The following is a 17,051-nucleotide window of genomic DNA, read 5'->3' as shown; positions in this document are numbered from 1 at the left end:
GAGGGCATCGCATGCGGGCGGTACTTGCCGAACGTTACGGTCCTCCCCAAGCGCTACGGCTCGTCGAAATCGCCAGGCCGCAGCCCGGTCCCGGCGAGGTACTGGTGCGAGTGCATGCCGCGTCGGTCAATTCGTGGGATTGGGATAGGTTGGTCGGCAATCCCATGGCCCGGGTTACCGAGCCGTTTGGCCCATCGCACAAGATCGGCGGCGCCGACATTGCCGGCGTCGTTGAGGCGCTCGGAACGGGAGCCAAGGGCTTTGCCGTCGGAGATCGCGTTTTCGGCGATCTTTCCGACGGCGCCTGGGGCGCGTTCGCCGACTATGCGCGCGCCAAAACCTCGGCGCTCGCGCCGATCCCGGATGATCTGGACTTCATCGATGCCGCCGCGATACCGCAGGCCGGTGCCTTGGCGCTGCAGGGACTGCGCAAGCGTTCTGTGGCCGGCGCCTCAGTTCTCATCAACGGCGCCGGCGGCGGCGTGGGCACCTTCGCCATCCAGCTCGCGAGACAAATGGGCGCCGCTAGCGTCACCGCAGTTGACACGGCGATAAAGCGCGAGCGCCTGCTCGCCCTGGGCGCGGACACCTTCATCGACTACCGCACCACCGATTTCGCCGCCGAACCGAAAAGATATGATCTGATCGTTGACGTCGTCGCCCGGCGTTCCGCCGGAGCCTATGCCAGGGTGCTGCGCCAAGGCGGAACCGTGGTGGTCATTGGCGGAACGATCTCCAGCCTGCTGTCGGTCGCATGTTTCGGAGGCGCAATCGGCAGCATGCAGAAAAAGCGCCTGGGCGTTCTCGTCTATAAGATCGCACCGCTCGATTTTTCAGAGCTGGCGCACCAATGCGTTGCCGGCCAGCTCAAGCCCGTCATTGACGGTGTGTTTCCGCTCGAGCGGACGGCCGAGGCTCTTGAGCGACTTGGCAGCGGCGACGCCATTGGCAAGGTGGTTGTTTCCGTTTCCACCTGAAGGGAAGGGGGCACGGCAACAAGTCCTTAAGCTTGACGAAGTATGAAAGAGCTTGGCAGCGTATTCTGGTTCGAGTTTTTCATGCCCACCCGCGTCAAACGTCCCTCTATCCTTCTCAAGCTGAGCATCACCGCCGGTTTGCTCGCGTTTCAAGGCTATCTGGGCTATCATGTCGTCACCGGAGCTTTCGGCATCGACAGTCAACGCGAGATGCTCGGCCAGATCCGCGTTCTCGAAGCACGGCAGGCTGCTCTCGAAATCGAAATCGATTCCTTCGAGCACAGGATCGCCCTTTTCGATCCCCGCAGGCTCGATCCGGACATCCTGACCGAGCGCGCCCGCGCCTTGCTCGGTCTCGTCCATCCGGACGACGTCATAATCGTTCCCCAGGAACGATCGTAAACCAATTTTCAGTTCATTTAATCGATAAACCAAAAATAAGTTTATCGGATAATATCCATGAATATCAACATGTTATTGAGCTGCTAAGCGCTGCATGCCGTCTTTGCCGGTAGCGCAGCGCACGCTATTGTGCATCAATGCCTCCCAGCATCCCGTGCACCTCACAAGGGGTGGCGGCACCGATCCATTCTCCGGAGATGTCGCATGGCGCGTAAAGCGACGGCCGCCAAGGCCAAATCCAATTCACCCGAATTGACCAAGGACGAAGAACTCCATGCCTTCCGCGAAATGCTGCTCATCCGGCGCTTTGAGGAAAAGGCCGGCCAGATGTATGGCATGGGCCTGATCGGCGGCTTCTGCCACCTCTATATCGGTCAGGAAGCCGTGGTCACCGGCATCACCATGGCCTCCAAGAAGGGCGAAGACGCCCAGATCACCGGCTATCGCGACCACGGCCACATGCTGGTCATGGGCCTCGATCCCAAGGGTGTCATGGCTGAATTGACCGGGCGCCAGGGCGGGCTCTCCAAGGGCAAGGGCGGCTCGATGCACATGTTCTCCAACGAGCATCGGTTTTACGGCGGCAATGGCATCGTCGGCGCCCAGGTGCCGCTCGGTACCGGCCTCGCCTTCGCCTCGAAATATCGCGGCGAGGATTCGGTTGCGATCACCTATTTCGGTGACGGCGCCGCCAACCAGGGTCAGGTTTACGAGAGCTTCAACATGGCCAAGCTCTGGAACCTGCCGGTCGTTTATGTGATCGAAAACAACAAATACGCCATGGGAACCTCAATCGAGCGTGCCGCGGCGACCACCGATTTCTCCCAGCGCGGCCTCTCATTCGATATCCCCGGCGAACAGGTCGACGGCATGGATGTCCGCATGGTGAAAGACGCCGCCGAACGCGCCATCGAACACGCGCGGTCGGGCAAGGGCCCTTACATTCTCGAAATGCTGACATACCGTTATCGCGGCCATTCAATGTCCGATCCGGCGAAATACCGTTCCAAGGATGAAGTGACCACCATGCGCTCCGAGCGCGACCCGATCGAGCAGGTCCGCAAGCGCATCCTCGAAAAGAACTATGCCAGCGAGGATGAGCTCAAGGATATCGAAAAGGACATCCGCGCCATCGTCACCGAGGCCGCCGATTTCGCCACTAACGATCCAGAGCCCGAAGCAGCCGAGCTCTATACCGACATCCTGATCGACTAAGCGCAGGCCCAGGAGAAAACATATGGCTACCGATATTCTGATGCCCGCGCTCTCGCCCACCATGGAAGAGGGCAAGCTGTCCAAATGGATGGTCAAGGAAGGCGACAAGGTTGCGCCCGGCGACGTGCTGGCCGAGATTGAAACCGACAAGGCCACCATGGAAGTGGAATCGGTCGATGAAGGCATCGTCGCCAAACTCTTCATCGCCGAAGGCACCGAGGGCGTGAAGGTCAACACCCCGATTGCCGCGCTGGTCGCCGAAGGGGAGGACGCCAGCGCCGTTCCCGAGCCGGAAATCGGCTCGGACGAGCCTAAGGAATCCGAAAAGCCGGGCTATTCCGACGCTGTCGAGGACAAGTCCCAGCCCACCACCAAGACCACCGATGCCCCCGCCGCGCCCCAGTTCAAGCCGCAGAACGATCCCCATATCCCCAGCGATGTCGAAATGGTCACCATGACCGTCCGCGAAGCGCTCCGCGACGCCATGGCCGAGGAAATGCGCGCCGATAAGGACGTCTTCGTCATGGGCGAGGAAGTCGCCGAATACCAGGGCGCCTATAAGGTCACGCAAGGCCTGCTGCAGGAATTCGGTGCCGAACGCGTCATCGACACCCCGATTACCGAGCACGGCTTTGCCGGCCTCGGCGTCGGAGCGGCGTTCGCGGGCCTCAAGCCCGTCGTCGAATTCATGACCTGGAACTTCGCCATGCAGGCGATCGACCAGATCATCAACTCCGCCGCCAAGCAGCTCTATATGTCGGGCGGGCAGGTCAAGGCGCCCATGGTGTTCCGTGGCCCCAACGGTGCCGCCGCCCGCGTCGGTGCCCAGCACAGCCAGGACTATTCGGCCTGGTACAGCCACATTCCGGGCCTCACCGTCATCGCGCCCTATACAGCCGCCGATGCCAAGGGGCTCTTGAAAGCCGCCATCCGTTCGCCCAATCCGGTGATCTTCCTCGAAAACGAGATCCTCTACGGCTCTACCGGGGAAGTGCCCAAGATGGACGATTTCGTCCTTCCCATCGGCAAGGCGCGCGTGGCGCGTGAGGGCAAGGATGTCACCATCGTCTCCTTCTCCATGGGCATGCGCTACGCGACCCAGGCCACCGAAAAGCTGGTCGCCGCCGGCGTCGATGTGGAACTGATCGACCTGCGCACCCTGCGTCCCCTCGATATCGATACGGTGATTGAATCGGTCAAAAAGACCGGCCGCTGCGTGACCGTCGAAGAGGGGTGGCCCCAGGGCGGCATCGGTGCTGAAATCGCCGCGCGTCTCATGGAGCACGCCTTCGATTACCTCGATGCGCCGGTCACCCGCGTCACCGGCAAGGATGTCCCCATGCCCTACGCCGCCAATCTCGAAAAGCTGGCCCTGCCCAGCGTCGACGAGGTTATCGCCGCCGTCAACGCCGTCACCTATCGCTAGTCAAAGGGAGGTACCGATGCCCGTCAACATCACAATGCCCGCCCTGTCGCCGACCATGGAAGAGGGCACGCTGGCCAAATGGCACGTCAAGGAGGGCGACACCGTCTCCTCCGGCGACGTGATCGCCGAAATCGAAACCGACAAGGCCACCATGGAAGTGGAAGCCGTCGACGAAGGCACCATCGGCAAGATTCTCGTCGCCGAAGGGGCCGAGAACGTCAAGGTCAACGCCGTGATCGCCGTCCTCCTTGAGGAGGGCGAAAGCGCCGATGCCATAGGCGACGCTCCTGCCGATAGCGCCAAGGCCGAAGCGCCCAAGGAAGAGCCCAAGGTCGACCAGAAGGAAGAAAAGGCGGAAGCTAAATCCGAAGGCGCGCCCAAGGCACCGTCCTCCAGTTCCGACGCCAAGCCCTCCCCCGAGCCGCTTCCCGCGCCCAAGACCGATGGCAAGCGTATCTTCGCCTCGCCTCTGGCGCGTCGTCTCGCCAAAGAGGCGGGGATCGATCTTTCCGCCGTCTCCGGATCGGGTCCGAAAGGCCGGGTGGTCAAGGCCGATATCGAAAAGGCCAAGAAAGAGGGCGTCTCCGCCAAGCCGTCCGCCGCTCCCGCAGCCGGCACCTCGCTCGCTGCTGGCATGGGCAAATCCCAGGTCCTTGCCCTGTACGAGGAAGGCACCTACGACATCGTTCCCAATGACGGCATGCGCAAGACAGTGGCCGCGCGCCTCACCGAATCCAAGCAGACCGTTCCGCACTTCTATCTGACGGTCGATTGCCGCATCGACGACCTGATGAAGGCCCGCGAGGAAATCAACGCCGCCGCCGGGAAGGACAAGGACGGCAAGCCGGCCTACAAGCTTTCGGTCAATGATTTCATCATGAAGGCCTGGGCCATCGCCCTCCAGCAGGTGCCGCAGGCCAATGCCACCTGGGCCGGAGACTCGATCCTCTATCATCACCGTTCCGATGTGGCCGTGGCCGTCGCGGTCCCCGGAGGCCTCTTCACCCCCGTCGTCAAATCCTGCGATCAGAAGACCCTGCGCCAGATTTCCGACGAGGTGAAAGACCTCGCCACCCGCGCCCGCAACAAGAAGCTCGCTCCGCATGAATATCAGGGCGGCTCGACGGCGGTGTCCAATCTGGGCATGTATGGCGTCAAGCATTTCGGCGCCGTCATCAACCCGCCACACGGCACCATCCTTGCGGTCGGCGTCGGTGAAGAGCGCGTCTATGCCGAAAAGGGCCAGGTCAAGACCGGCCAGTTCATGACGGTGACGCTCTCATGCGATCACCGTTCGGTCGACGGTGCCCTGGGCGCCGAACTTCTGGCGGCGTTCCGGAAGCTCATCGAAACGCCCGTAATGATGCTCGCTTAAATAAGGCGCGGATGATGAAAACCATCCTCGCCTATGGCGACAGCCTCACTTACGGCTCCGACCCCGTCATCCAGGGCGGGCGCCATGCCTATGAAGACCGCTGGCCCACCCGCTTGGAAGTGGGCCTCGGCGGCAAGGCGCGTGTCATCGCCGAGGGTCTTGGCGGACGCACCACAGTGTTCGACGATTTTGCCACTACTGCGGATCGTAACGGCGCGCGCGTCCTGCCAACGCTGATCCACAGCCATGCCCCGCTCGATGCCGTGGTTATCATGCTGGGCACCAACGATATGAAAAGCTTCATCTGCGGCAATGCCTTCGGCGCTGCCCGTGGCATGAAGCGGCTGGCGGAGATCGTCAGGGCCGAGCTGGGCAATGTCCCCGTGCTGCTCGTCTCTCCGCCCCATTGTACCGAACCGGATGGCCCGGCGCTCGATCCGCGTTTCAACGAGACCATCGCCGAAAGCCGCCTGCTTGCCGGCCACTACAGCCGTGTGGCCGCCGAAATCGGCTGTCACTTCTTTGATGCCGCGACCGTCTCCAAGGCCTCAACCTCCGATGGCGTGCATCTCGACCCTGCCAATACCCGCGCCATCGGCGACGCTCTGGCGCCGATCGTAAAAGACATGCTTGGCCTCTAGAGCCAGAATAAGAGGAAAAACCATGGCGGATCAATACGATATCATCGTCATCGGTGCCGGTCCCGGCGGCTACATTGCCGCCATCCGCGCCTCGCAGCTCGGCCTCAAGGCCGCCATTGTCGAGCGCGAGCACATGGCCGGCATCTGCTCGAACTGGGGCTGTATCCCAACCAAGGCACTGCTGCGCTCCGCCGAAATCTACGGCCATATGAGCCACGCCAAGGATTACGGGCTTAAGGCCGACAGCTTCGATTTCGATATCGACGCCATCGTCAAGCGTTCGCGCGGCATTGCCGGACGCATGAATGACGGCGTGCAGTTCCTGATGAAAAAGAACAAGGTCGATATCATCTGGGGCGAAGCCACCATCACCAAGCCCGGTGAAGTCAAGGTCGAAGCGACCAAGAAAAAGCCCGTAGAGCCGCAGCATCCCAAGCCGAAGACCACGCTGGGCGAGGGCACTTACAAGGCCAAGAACATCATCGTCGCCACCGGCGCGCGCCCGCGCGTCCTGCCCGGCATCGAGCCGGATGGCGAAAAGATCTGGACCTATTTCGAGGCGCTGAAACCGGCGAAAATGCCGAAATCGGTCGCCGTCATGGGCTCTGGTGCCATCGGCATCGAATTCGCGTCCTTCTACCGCTCGCTGGGCGCTGAAGTCACCGTCATCGAACTTCTGCCCCAGATCATGCCGGTCGAGGACGCCGAAATCTCCGGCCTCGCCCGCAAGCGCTTCGAAAAGCGCGGCATCGCCATTCTAACCGACGCAAAAGTCGCGAAGGTCGATAAGGCCGGGCAGGGGATCACCGCCCATGTCGAACTGAAGAATGGCGAGAAGAAAGAGGTCAAGGCCGATGTGCTGATCTCGGCGGTCGGCGTTCAGGCCAATTCCGAAAACCTCGGTCTCGAAAAGGCCGGCGTCAAGATCGATCGCGGCGTCGTCGTCGTCGACGATCATGGCCGCACCAATGTCGAAGGCATCTGGGCCATCGGCGACGTTGCCGGCGCACCCATGCTGGCCCACAAGGCCGAGCACGAGGCGGTGATCGCCGTCGAAACCATCGCGGGAAAGAAGGTCCACGGCCTCGACCGCTCGAAAATCCCCGGCTGCACCTATTGCGAACCCCAGGTCGCCAGCGTCGGCCTCACCGAAGCCAAGGCTAAGGAACTGGGCCGCGACATCCGCGTCGGCCGCTTTCCCTTCGTCGGCAACGGCAAGGCCATCGCGTTGGGCGAGCCCGACGGGCTGGTCAAGACCATCTTCGACAAGAAGACCGGTGAATTGCTGGGCGCGCACATGGTCGGCGCCGAGGTCACCGAATTGATCCAGGGCTTCGTGGTCGCCATGAACCTCGAAACCACCGAGGAAGATCTGATGCACACGATCTTCCCGCACCCCACGCTCTCGGAAACAATGAAGGAAAGCGTCCTTGACGCTTACGGCCACGCTCTCAACATCTAGGCATGGAGTGTTATGCTCTCCATGTCGGAGGAGGATTTCCGACATGAGTCGGTGCATCCAAATTTGAACCCGGTGCATTGACCCATCGTCCATAACTCGATTGGAGGCCACTATGGAAGGTGTAGGTTGGATAGCCGCAATCATCATCGGCGGCATCGCCGGCTGGATTGCGGAGAAGATCATGGGGTCCGATCAGGGGCTTCTCATGAACATCATTCTGGGCATTGTCGGTGCGATCATCGCCAATGCCCTGCTGGCCATCTTCGGCATTCAGTTTGCCGGCTGGATCGGCAGTTTGATTGCCGGCGTCATCGGCGCGTGCATCCTGATCTGGATCGGGCGTCTCTTTCGCGGTAGACGCACATAACCACACGCGGCCGCGCCTTCGGGGCGCGGCCGTCATTCCCGCGCCCCGAAAGGCGCGATAGGGGCAGATATGGTAACGCTTCTTGATACGGCCGTACGCCAGGCCACCCGCCACCCGGAAAAGGCCAAGCGGCCCGACACCGAAATGCTGCGCAAGCCCGATTGGATTCGGGTCAGGGCGCCGGGTTCTCCCGTTTATCGCGAAACCCAGGAGATCGTCCGCAAGCACGGGCTGGTCACAGTCTGCGAGGAAGCCGGCTGCCCCAATATCGGCGAGTGCTGGTCCAAGAAGCACGCCACCATGATGATCATGGGCGAAATCTGCACCCGCGCCTGCGCCTTCTGCAACGTGCGCACCGGCCTGCCGACCGCCCTCGATCCCAACGAGCCCGAAAACGTCGCCAAGGCCGTCGAAAAGCTCGGCCTCGAACACGTCGTCATCACCTCGGTCGATCGCGACGATCTGGCCGACGGCGGTGCGCAGCATTTCGCCGACGTGATCCTCGCCATCCGCGCCCGCAACCCGCGCACCACCATCGAGATCCTGACGCCAGACTTCCTGCGTAAGGAAGGCGCGTTGGAGATCGTCGTCGCCGCCAAGCCCGACGTCTTCAACCACAATCTCGAAACCGTGCCGTCGAAATACCTCACGGTCCGCCCTGGCGCGCGCTATTTCCACTCGATCCGGCTTTTGCAGCGCGTGAAAGAGCTCGACCCGCAGATGTTCACTAAGTCCGGCATCATGGTGGGCCTCGGCGAAACCCGCAACGAAGTGCTTCAGTTGATGGATGACCTGCGCGTGGCGGACGTCGATTTCCTCACCATCGGCCAATACTTGCAGCCCACCCGCAAGCACCACAAGGTCGAAAAATACGTGACGCCCGAGGAATTCAAATCCTACGCCACGATCGCCAAGACCAAGGGTTTCCTGCTCGTTTCCTCGAGCCCGCTCACCCGCTCTTCCCACCACGCCGGCGAGGATTTCGCCGCGCTGCGCAAGGCGCGTCAGGCCAAACTCGGACTCGCTTGATGAAGAAAAAACTGGAGCGTTTGGTGCCGCACTCGCCGGCGCAAATGCTTGCGCTCGTCGCCGATGTCGAAACCTACCCGCAATTCATCCCCAATTGCGAGCGCATGGAGGTGAAACGCAGCCGCGCGCACCCCGAAACCCAGTTCGACGCGCGCATGCACATCCGCTTCGGCCCGATCTTCCAAGCCTATACCAGCCGCATCAATGTCGATCACACGGCCTGTACCCTGCGCGCCCGCGCCGTCGATGGACCGTTCTCCCACCTCGACAGCATCTGGAGTTTCGAGGAAACGGAGCAGGGGACGGCAATCCGCTTCGATATCGATTTCGGCATCGCCAACCCGCTGCTGCGCGCCGTCGCCGAACCGGCCTTCGCCGCCAAGCAGGAGGAAATCGTCGACGCCTTTGTCGCCGAAGCCAATCGCCGCTATAGCTGAGCTACACTGGAGGAGAGCATGAAGAAATCCACGCGCATCTTCATCCTGCTGGGAGTGATTGAAACGCTCATCATCGCCGGGGCGATTTTCATGGTGTTCCAGGTTACCTCGGGGGCATGGAATGCTCCCGATCCCACCGAGGCCATTTCGCGGATTCTCGCTGTCGCCGGCGGGGCCATTCCTCTCGTGGGCCTTCCGTTCGTCATTCTCGCGATATCGCTGCTGCGCAAAGGCGAATAAATCTCAGCGCCGCGCCCGTCCGGCCTTCGAAGCCGCGTTCGCCCGCACCGCTTCCTGCATCAACGCCTTGAGCGCCGCTTCATCGATTTCATCGTTCTCGAAAATATCGAGCGCCCGCCGCGTATTGCCTTCGAGGCTGGAATTGAAGAGCCCGGCTGAGTCGTCCAGAGACGCGCCCTTGGCAAAGGTGAGCTTGATAGAGTTCTTGTAGCTCTCGCCGGTGAAAAGGATGCCATTGTGGGACCATACGGGCACCCCACGCCACTTCCATTCCTCGAGGACGCCGGGCTCGACTTCCTTGATCAGCGCTCGGACCCGGGCGAGCTTTTGCCCGCGCCAATCTGCCAATTCCGCAATTCTGGCATCGATCAGGCGCGAGGCCTCTGCCACGTCTTCATCGCTCATCGTAGCAATCTCCTCTTATACCAGCCTCACGCATCGGCACGCCTGCCACTCCGCCATCTCACGGCATAGGGCAGGACGAACATATAGAGCCCGGTCACAAGCAACAGGGCAAGCGGCGCCAACGGAGTAAAATAAACCCATTCGGCCGGCTCCATCCCCATGCCGAGGGCAATAAAGATTGCCGCAACGATCAATGTGAAAATGATCGATAGCCAGCGGTGCGTCTGACGCGTCAATTTGCTCAGGTTCAAGAATACCTCCTTTTGATTTTGATTTGCGCGGCAAAGCGATTTGTTTGCCGCGCCCGATGCGGCTTTAATCCAACCGGCTGACGACGGCTTCGAGATTTTCGAGATTGTACTTCCAGCCGGCCTTCGCGCCACCGAACGCTTGCTTTTGATCGGGCCTGAACCCGACCTGTTCCATACGCAATTGCGTGCCTTTTTCGCTGGGGGTCAGGGTGAAGGTCACAACGCTCTTGAGGGCGTAGGTGGGGTCGTCGTTGGCGTGGTCCCAGGTGTAGGAAAGGGTCTTGTTCGGATCGAGGGTCAACACTTCGCACTCGACCCCGCCCCAATCGCCGCTCAGGCGGAATTTGTGGCCCACCGAGGCGGCGAAATCGTTCCGCATCAGCCATTCCTCGATCAGATGGGGTTGGGTGAGCGCGCGCCAGATTTTTTCCGGGGCATAGGGGATTTCCCGTTCAACGATCACGGAAAGGGTTTCGGGCGATGTTTGCGTCATTGGTCCATCCTTTTGAGTAAGTCTTCGAGGTCGTCGAACCGATTTTCCCAAAAACCGGTCATCTGCCTGGTCCAGTCGATCAGCGGCCTGAGAGCGTCGAGTTCCGCGCTGTAATGGGTCTGGCGGCCATCCTGCCGGTCGCGGACCAGCCCGGCGCGCTTGAGCACGCCAAGATGCTTGGAGACGGCGGGCTGAGACACCCCCGCCTGCGCGGTGATAGCGCTGACCGTCTGGTCTCCGTCGCGGCAAAGCCGCTCGAAGATGGCGCGCCGCGTCGGATCGGCCAGCGTCCGGAATAAAACATCGTGCTGTTGCATAAACCTATAACCCATCGGCTATTGATTGGATCAATAACCGATGGGCTATGGGTTAGTCAAGCCTACCCCTGAGAACGGCTATTGTGTCGATGGAAATGGCATCTAATCTTATGCCGAATCGCGCACTTATAAGTCTGATGGGAGATTTCGCATGGACGCCTATTACCCCGTTGCCGTCATAACGCTGCTTGTCGGTATTACGCTTTTCGGCATGGCGCTGACCGTCGCAAGAACGCACGCCAAGACGGGTATTCTTGCCCCCACAATGTCGGGTGATCCTCGTCTTGAGCGTGCGATCCGTGCCCATATGAACACCATTGAATGGGCGTTGATCTTTCTTCCCGCGATGTGGCTGTTCGCGATTTATTGGGACGTGACCTGGGCTGCAATATTTGGCGCCCTGTGGGTTATCGCGCGCGTAGTGTACTTTGTCGGATATCTTGCGGCGCCGGAAAAGCGGTATCCTGGATTTTTGGTCCAAGTTCTCGTGACATCGATACTGCTGTTTGGTGCACTTGGAAGAATAGTCTTCCTCTGGATAGCCTAGTAGGCGTCCAGCACCATTTGCAGTGCAACTCGCACGGTGAGTTGGCGCACCATGTCGCGTCCCAGATCGCCGAATTTTTCTTTTCGGTCGAGCGTGCGCTCCCTGGTCGCGAGGCCGAAATGCACGAGCCCGATGGGCTTTGTCTCCGATCCGCCACCGGGGCCGGCGATACCGGTTACTGAAACCGCAAGATCGACCTTCGCCTTGTCCAGCGCGCCTTCCGCCATGGCCCGCGCTACCTGTTCGGACACCGCGCCATGCGCCTCGATCAGCGCCTCGGGCACGGCGATCATTTCGATCTTGGCGCGATTATCGTAGGTTACGAAGCCGCCATAGAGCATGCGCGACGAACCCGCCACCGAGGTGAGCGACGCCGCGATCAGCCCGCCCGTGCAGCTTTCGGCGGTGACCATCACATGGCCGGCAACGATAAGCCGGTCGTTGACCTGCCGGGCCAGCCCAAGGGTGTCGCTGTCGAGCATTACGAATAATCCAGCGGAACTTCGATGGTGGCCACGGCTTGCGCCGCTATGCCTTCTTCACGGCCAGTAAAGCCCAGACGCTCCGAAGTGGTTGCCTTGACGGCGACCCGGCTGGCCGAAATCTGGGCGATCTGCGCGATGCGCTCGCGCATTGCATCCACATGCGGCCCGATCTTGGGGCGCTCGCAGATGATCGTTACGTCCAGATGCACCAGCCGCCCGCCGCGCTGGCGGACGAGCGAAACCGCGTGTTCCAGAAAGATCGCCGAATCGGCATCCTTCCATTCATTCTCGCTGGGCGGAAAGTGCTTGCCGATATCGCCATCGGCCAGCGCTCCATAAAGCGCGTCCGAAAGCGCGTGCAGAACCACATCGGCGTCCGAGTGGCCCTTGAGTCTGGCAGTATGGGGAATGGATATGTTCCCCAGTATGACGGCGTCGCCCTCTGTGAACGCATGGACGTCGAAGCCCGATCCGACGCGTGTTTCCATCCTGGCTTCTTCTCCAACCATTCGCGCGGCCCTTTCGAAATCGCCCGGAAGTGTGATCTTGATGTTGCGCGCATCGCCACGCGCCAGGGCGACCGAAAGATTGGCCCATTCGGCGATGGCAGCGTCGTCGGTGAAGCCGTCGCTCATTGCGATCGCCCGCCGGTGAGCGTCATAAATGGGCGCGAAATGAAAGCCTTGCGGTGTCTGTGCCGCAAAGAGCTGCGTCCGATCCTCGGTGCCGCCCACCGTCTTTCCGTCGTTCGATCGCTTGATCGTATCGGTCACCAGCGTAACGGGCAGCGCCCCATCGGCGTCATCCAGCACCGCAACCACATTGCCGACCAGCGCCGCATCGATGAATGGCCGTGCCCCATCGTGGATGAGGACGATATCGGGAGGATCGCCCGCAAGGGCTTCGAGTCCTTTGAGCACTGAAACCTGTCGCGTGTCCCCGCCGATAACGGGTGCGCCCAGCCGCGGATCGGCAAGACCCAATGCTGCGAACAATTCTTCTTGATCCGCCCCGATCACCGGTACCACCCGGTCGATCTGCCCAACGGCAAGCAGCGCCGAAATAGTGCGGCTGAGCAGAGGAATCCCGGCGATGGGCCTATATTGCTTGGGCGTTCCATCGCCGCCCGCACGCTCCCCGCGCCCTGCGGCAACGACGAGGGCGACGATTGTTTTAGACTGTGTCATTAAACCTTGACCATTCTTGGCAATACGCCAGGCAAATCCTATCCCGCAATTAGCCTTCCGCGCCCCTGGAAACAAGGTGGCCAACGCTTTAGCAAACTGATCTATAGCAGGGCATTGAAACCTTGCGGTTTTTGATTAATCTGTCACCAGAAATGTGGCGCTGTGTAATTTTGAGGCAGTAGATTGGCGTTGGTTGCCCGCGAAATAAGCATTGGGAATCTGTCTGTCAGAAATCGTGCTTTTCTTGCCCCCATGGCAGGGATCACCGATCGGCCCATGCGTGACCTTGCGGCCCGCTTCGGCGCCGGTCTGGTCGTATCCGAAATGATTGCCAGCGCCGCCCTTGTCACCGGACAAAGGGAAATGGTGCGCAAGCTCACGCCGTCCGGCGGCTTGCCCCATATCGTCCAGCTTGCCGGGTGCGAGGCCGCTTGGCTGGTGCGCGGCGCAAAGATCGCCGAGGATGCTGGCGCCGATATGATCGATCTCAACTTCGGCTGCCCCGCCAAGCGCGTCACCAATGGTTTCGCCGGCTCGGCCTTGATGCGCGTTCCCGATATCGCGCTGTCGCTGGTCGAAGCCGTCGTTGCGGCCACGAGCCTGCCCGTCACTGTCAAGATGCGGCTGGGTTGGGACGAAAACAGCCTCAACGCCGCCGACATCGCCAGCCGCGCGCAAAGCGCCGGCGTCAGGATGATCACCGTCCACGGTCGCACTCGCCAGCAATTCTATAAGGATACCGCACGCTGGCATCTGGTGCGCCCTGTGGTCGATGCCGTGTCCATCCCCGTCGTCGTCAATGGCGATATCACCGGTCCTGCGGAAGCCGATGCCGCGCTCACCCAATCGGGCGCCCACGCCGTCATGATCGGCCGCGGCGCGCAGGGGCGGCCTTGGATCGTGGGGCAGGTGGGTGCCCATCTTGCAGGCAAAGAGGCATCGGAGGCACCTGAAGGGTCCGATCTGGTCGAACTCGTCGCCGCCCATTACGAGGCCATGCTGTCCGAATATGGAACCGCGCTCGGCATTCGCGTGGCCCGCAAGCACATAGGCTGGTATCTCGACGCCATCGGCAACACCGCAAGCGAGGTGCGCCGCCCCGTCATGACCGAGGACGACCCTCGCGCCGTGCTTCGTCTCCTCCCGGACCTTTTCGATTGCACATGGAGCCGGGCCGCATGAACGCCCTCATGGAGATCGATCTGCACGCCTCCATCCTGCAATCTCTGCCCCAGCCGGTTCTCGTCTGCGGCGAGGATGGGTCCATCGCATTCGCCAACTATGCTGCCGAAGCCTTCTTCCACGCGTCCTCATCCATTCTCACGCGCCAGAAGCTTTCCGATTTCATCGCCTTTGGCTCGCCCATCCTCAGTCTCATCGAGAGCGTGGGCGCGCGCCTTGCGCCGATGACCGAGTACCGCGTGCAGGTCGGCACCTCCCGCGTCGCCGAGGACCGTATCGCCGACGTCTATGCCAGCCCCATTCCCGAAATGCCGGGGTTCGTAACGCTCACCTTCCAGGAGCGCACCATGGCCGACAAGATCGACCGCCAGCTCGTCTCGCGCGGCGCGGCGCGTTCGGTCACCGGCCTGGCCGCCATGCTGGCACACGAAATCAAGAACCCGCTCTCCGGAATTCGTGGCGCCTCCCAGCTTCTGGAACAATCGGCAGTGGGCGACGACCGCATCCTCGCGCGGCTCATTCGCGACGAGACGGACCGGATCGTCGACCTTGTCGACCGCATGGAGGTATTCGGCGACGAACGTCCGATCGACCGCCTGCCCATCAACATTCACGTCGTCCTCGAACGCGTGAAGCTTCTCGCCTCGAACGGCGTCGCCAAGGGCGTCACCTTTTCCGAGGACTACGATCCCAGCCTGCCTCCGGTCCTGGGCAATCGCGATCAACTTATTCAGGTCTTCCTGAATCTTATCAAGAATGCTGCAGAAGCCCTTGATCGCACGCCAAAACCCGAAATCCGGATCATGACTGCTTTCCGTCCCGGCATCCGCATCGCGGTGGCCGGTGTCGCGCAACGCATTTCGCTTCCGCTCGAGATCGTCATCGAAGACAACGGCCCCGGCGTCCCCGCCGACCTCCTGCCGTTCCTTTTCGATCCCTTCGTCACCACCAAGCTCTCGGGCTCCGGCCTGGGCCTTGCGCTCGTCGCCAAGATCGTGGGCGACCACGGCGGGGTGATCGATTGCGAAAGCCGCCCGGGCCGTACCCGTTTCCGTATCCTCTTGCCGGTCGCCCAGGGCGCCGACGCCAAGATTTCCGAAGACCAGGAATAACACATGGCCGGACAGACCATCCTTCTCGCCGACGACGATGCCGCCATCCGCATGGTGCTCAACCAGGCGCTTTCCCGCGCCGGCTATGAAGTGCGCCCCACCGGCAACATTTCGACCATGTGGAATTGGGTGACGCGCGGGGAGGGCGATCTCCTGATCACCGACGTATCCATGCCCGACGGCAACGCCTTCGACGTCATGCCCAAGATCAAGAAGCTGCGCCCCGATCTGCCGATGGTGGTGATGAGTGCGCAGAACACCTTCATGACCGCGATCCGCGCCTCCGAGATGGGTGCTTATGAATATCTGCCCAAGCCCTTCGACATCACCGAAGTGCTCGCCGTCGTCGGCCGTGCGCTCGCCGATGCCCATCGCCCCGTCGATGCCGAGCGCCGCCCCGACGAGGGCGAGAACATGCCGCTCGTCGGTCGTTCGGCGGCGATGCAGGATATCTATCGCGCTCTCGCTCGCCTCATGCAGACCGATCTGACGGTGATGATCACCGGCGAGAGCGGCACCGGTAAGGAGCTCGTCGCCAAGGCGCTGCACAATTTCGGCAGGCGCAAGAATGGCCCCTTCGTCGCGATCAACATGGCCGCCATCCCGCGCGATCTGATCGAGGCCGAATTGTTCGGCCACGAAAAGGGCGCCTTCACCGGCGCGACGGCCCGATCGTCCGGCCGGTTCGAGCAGGCCGAAGGCGGTACGCTGTTTCTCGACGAGATCGGCGACATGCCCATGGATGCCCAGACGCGGCTTCTGCGCGTGCTCCAGGAGGGCGAATACACGATGGTCGGCGGGCGTACACCCATCAAGACCGACGTGCGCATCGTCGCGGCCACCCACCGCGATCTCAGCCAGTTGATCCGCCAGGGTCTGTTCCGCGAGGATCTCTATTACCGCCTCAACGTGGTCCCCCTCCGCCTGCCGCCCCTGCGCGAGCGCATCGATGACGTTCCGGACCTCGCCACGAGCTTCCTCAAGGCCGCCCAGTGCGAGGGCGAAGTGCCGAAAGTGCTGTCATCGGAAGCGCTCAAGCTGATGCAGCAATATCATTGGCCCGGAAACGTTCGCGAGCTCGAAAACCTCGTCCGCCGTCTTGCCGCGCTCTATGCCGATGAGGTGATTTCCCTCGAAATCGTCCAGAACGAACTGAACCTCACCGATAAGACCGATTTCACCGCCACGGCGGGCCCGGCCGATATCGCGACGGTCGTCGAAGCCGAATTGGCCCAGCTCTTTCGGGAACACGAGCCGAATCTTCCGCCAGCCGGCGTCTATCAGCGCCTCATCGACAAGGTCGAGGTGCCGCTGATTTCCACCATTCTCAACCTGTGCTCGGGCAACCAGATCAAGGCGGCCGAACTTCTGGGCCTCAATCGCAACACGCTCCGTAAGAAGATTCGTAGCCACGGGATTGAAATCGTTAAACATTCCCGGTTGCTAGGATAAGTACACCACCTCGTCAGCCCTTCGAGGATAGCTCTGTGGGCGTTCAACG

General features: G+C 61.4%; 21 protein-coding genes. 15 read left to right on the top strand and 6 right to left on the bottom strand.

Features of this window, described 5'->3' with window-relative positions; all coding sequences use genetic code 11:
- Positions 1-11 precede the first annotated feature (11 nt).
- From V4T21_RS06170 to V4T21_RS06120, 11 genes are all read left to right on the top strand, one after another.
- A complete protein-coding gene (locus V4T21_RS06170; RefSeq protein ID WP_332714506.1) occupies positions 12-977 on the top strand; it encodes an NAD(P)-dependent alcohol dehydrogenase in 966 nt (321 codons plus the stop codon).
- Between the two features lie 42 nt (positions 978-1,019).
- Complete coding sequence (locus V4T21_RS06165) at positions 1,020-1,379, top strand: FtsB family cell division protein (RefSeq protein WP_332714504.1); 360 nt, start codon at positions 1,020-1,022, stop codon at positions 1,377-1,379.
- A gap of 204 nt (positions 1,380-1,583) precedes the next feature.
- Positions 1,584-2,594: a pyruvate dehydrogenase (acetyl-transferring) E1 component subunit alpha gene (gene pdhA / locus V4T21_RS06160; RefSeq protein ID WP_332714502.1), complete on the top strand. Its 1,011-nt coding sequence runs from the start codon at positions 1,584-1,586 to the stop codon at positions 2,592-2,594.
- A 22-nt stretch (positions 2,595-2,616) separates the two neighbouring features.
- The gene (locus tag V4T21_RS06155) at positions 2,617-4,020 is read left to right on the top strand and encodes a pyruvate dehydrogenase complex E1 component subunit beta (protein WP_332714500.1); all 1,404 of its coding nucleotides are present in this window, start codon (positions 2,617-2,619) and stop codon (positions 4,018-4,020) included.
- Between the two features lie 16 nt (positions 4,021-4,036).
- Positions 4,037-5,395, top strand: coding sequence for a pyruvate dehydrogenase complex dihydrolipoamide acetyltransferase (locus tag V4T21_RS06150; RefSeq protein WP_332714498.1), 1,359 nt, complete (start codon positions 4,037-4,039; stop codon positions 5,393-5,395).
- A gap of 14 nt (positions 5,396-5,409) precedes the next feature.
- Positions 5,410-6,036, top strand: coding sequence for an SGNH/GDSL hydrolase family protein (locus V4T21_RS06145; RefSeq protein ID WP_332715053.1), 627 nt, complete (start codon positions 5,410-5,412; stop codon positions 6,034-6,036).
- 22 nt (positions 6,037-6,058) lie between these two features.
- A complete protein-coding gene (lpdA, locus tag V4T21_RS06140) occupies positions 6,059-7,498 on the top strand; it encodes a dihydrolipoyl dehydrogenase (RefSeq protein WP_332714496.1) in 1,440 nt (479 codons plus the stop codon).
- Positions 7,499-7,610: 112 nt separating this feature from the next.
- Complete coding sequence (locus V4T21_RS06135) at positions 7,611-7,865, top strand: GlsB/YeaQ/YmgE family stress response membrane protein (protein ID WP_332714494.1); 255 nt, start codon at positions 7,611-7,613, stop codon at positions 7,863-7,865.
- Positions 7,866-7,934: 69 nt separating this feature from the next.
- Positions 7,935-8,894: a lipoyl synthase gene (gene lipA, locus V4T21_RS06130; protein WP_332714492.1), complete on the top strand. Its 960-nt coding sequence runs from the start codon at positions 7,935-7,937 to the stop codon at positions 8,892-8,894.
- A complete protein-coding gene (locus V4T21_RS06125; protein ID WP_332714490.1) occupies positions 8,894-9,331 on the top strand; it encodes a type II toxin-antitoxin system RatA family toxin in 438 nt (145 codons plus the stop codon). The genes lipA and V4T21_RS06125 overlap by 1 nt, the downstream gene beginning before the upstream one ends.
- Positions 9,332-9,349: 18 nt before the next feature.
- Positions 9,350-9,571, top strand: coding sequence for a hypothetical protein (locus V4T21_RS06120; RefSeq protein WP_332714488.1), 222 nt, complete (start codon positions 9,350-9,352; stop codon positions 9,569-9,571).
- Positions 9,572-9,574: 3 nt separating this feature from the next.
- On the opposite strand, the gene V4T21_RS06115 is transcribed toward V4T21_RS06120, so the two are convergent.
- The 4 genes from V4T21_RS06115 to V4T21_RS06100 all read right to left on the bottom strand — a co-directional run bounded on the left by V4T21_RS06115 (position 9,575) and on the right by V4T21_RS06100 (position 11,037).
- Entirely contained in the window at positions 9,575-9,976 is a 402-nt protein-coding gene (locus V4T21_RS06115) for a DUF1801 domain-containing protein (protein WP_332714486.1), read from the bottom strand.
- Between the two features lie 26 nt (positions 9,977-10,002).
- The gene (locus V4T21_RS06110) at positions 10,003-10,227 is read right to left on the bottom strand and encodes a hypothetical protein (RefSeq protein WP_332714484.1); all 225 of its coding nucleotides are present in this window, start codon (positions 10,225-10,227) and stop codon (positions 10,003-10,005) included.
- A gap of 64 nt (positions 10,228-10,291) precedes the next feature.
- Positions 10,292-10,720 carry an SRPBCC family protein gene (locus tag V4T21_RS06105; RefSeq protein WP_332714482.1) on the bottom strand — a complete coding sequence of 143 codons (429 nt, stop codon included), beginning with the start codon at positions 10,718-10,720 and terminating at the stop codon, positions 10,292-10,294.
- On the bottom strand, positions 10,717-11,037 hold the full coding sequence (locus V4T21_RS06100) for an ArsR/SmtB family transcription factor (RefSeq protein ID WP_332714480.1): 321 nt from the start codon (positions 11,035-11,037) through the stop codon (positions 10,717-10,719). The genes V4T21_RS06105 and V4T21_RS06100 overlap by 4 nt, the downstream gene beginning before the upstream one ends.
- Before the next feature lie 151 nt (positions 11,038-11,188).
- Between V4T21_RS06100 and V4T21_RS06095 the strand changes: the two genes are divergently transcribed.
- Positions 11,189-11,584 carry an MAPEG family protein gene (locus V4T21_RS06095; protein ID WP_332714478.1) on the top strand — a complete coding sequence of 132 codons (396 nt, stop codon included), beginning with the start codon at positions 11,189-11,191 and terminating at the stop codon, positions 11,582-11,584.
- Here V4T21_RS06095 and V4T21_RS06090 read toward each other — a convergent pair.
- Both V4T21_RS06090 and V4T21_RS06085 read right to left on the bottom strand, forming a co-directional pair.
- Positions 11,581-12,066 carry a CinA family protein gene (locus V4T21_RS06090; protein WP_332714476.1) on the bottom strand — a complete coding sequence of 162 codons (486 nt, stop codon included), beginning with the start codon at positions 12,064-12,066 and terminating at the stop codon, positions 11,581-11,583. The genes V4T21_RS06095 and V4T21_RS06090 overlap by 4 nt on opposite strands.
- Entirely contained in the window at positions 12,066-13,256 is a 1,191-nt protein-coding gene (locus tag V4T21_RS06085) for a bifunctional 2-C-methyl-D-erythritol 4-phosphate cytidylyltransferase/2-C-methyl-D-erythritol 2,4-cyclodiphosphate synthase (RefSeq protein ID WP_332714474.1), read from the bottom strand. The genes V4T21_RS06090 and V4T21_RS06085 overlap by 1 nt, the downstream gene beginning before the upstream one ends.
- 183 nt (positions 13,257-13,439) lie before the next feature.
- Between V4T21_RS06085 and dusB the strand changes: the two genes are divergently transcribed.
- Genes dusB through ntrC form a run of 3 tightly spaced genes read left to right on the top strand, consistent with a single transcriptional unit; the run spans position 13,440 to position 17,002 of the window.
- Complete coding sequence (gene dusB / locus V4T21_RS06080) at positions 13,440-14,438, top strand: tRNA dihydrouridine synthase DusB (protein WP_332714472.1); 999 nt, start codon at positions 13,440-13,442, stop codon at positions 14,436-14,438.
- On the top strand, positions 14,435-15,550 hold the full coding sequence (locus V4T21_RS06075) for a two-component system sensor histidine kinase NtrB (RefSeq protein WP_332714470.1): 1,116 nt from the start codon (positions 14,435-14,437) through the stop codon (positions 15,548-15,550). Before dusB ends, V4T21_RS06075 begins: the two co-directional genes overlap by 4 nt.
- A gap of 3 nt (positions 15,551-15,553) precedes the next feature.
- On the top strand, positions 15,554-17,002 hold the full coding sequence (ntrC, locus tag V4T21_RS06070; RefSeq protein WP_332714468.1) for a nitrogen regulation protein NR(I): 1,449 nt from the start codon (positions 15,554-15,556) through the stop codon (positions 17,000-17,002).
- The last annotated feature ends 49 nt before the right edge of the window (positions 17,003-17,051 follow it).

It is taken from the genome of Pelagibacterium mangrovi, from assembly GCF_036662815.1.
In the GTDB taxonomy this organism is placed as follows: Bacteria; Pseudomonadota; Alphaproteobacteria; order Rhizobiales; family Devosiaceae; genus Pelagibacterium; species Pelagibacterium mangrovi.
This window is presented reverse-complemented; position numbering and strand designations above follow the sequence as displayed.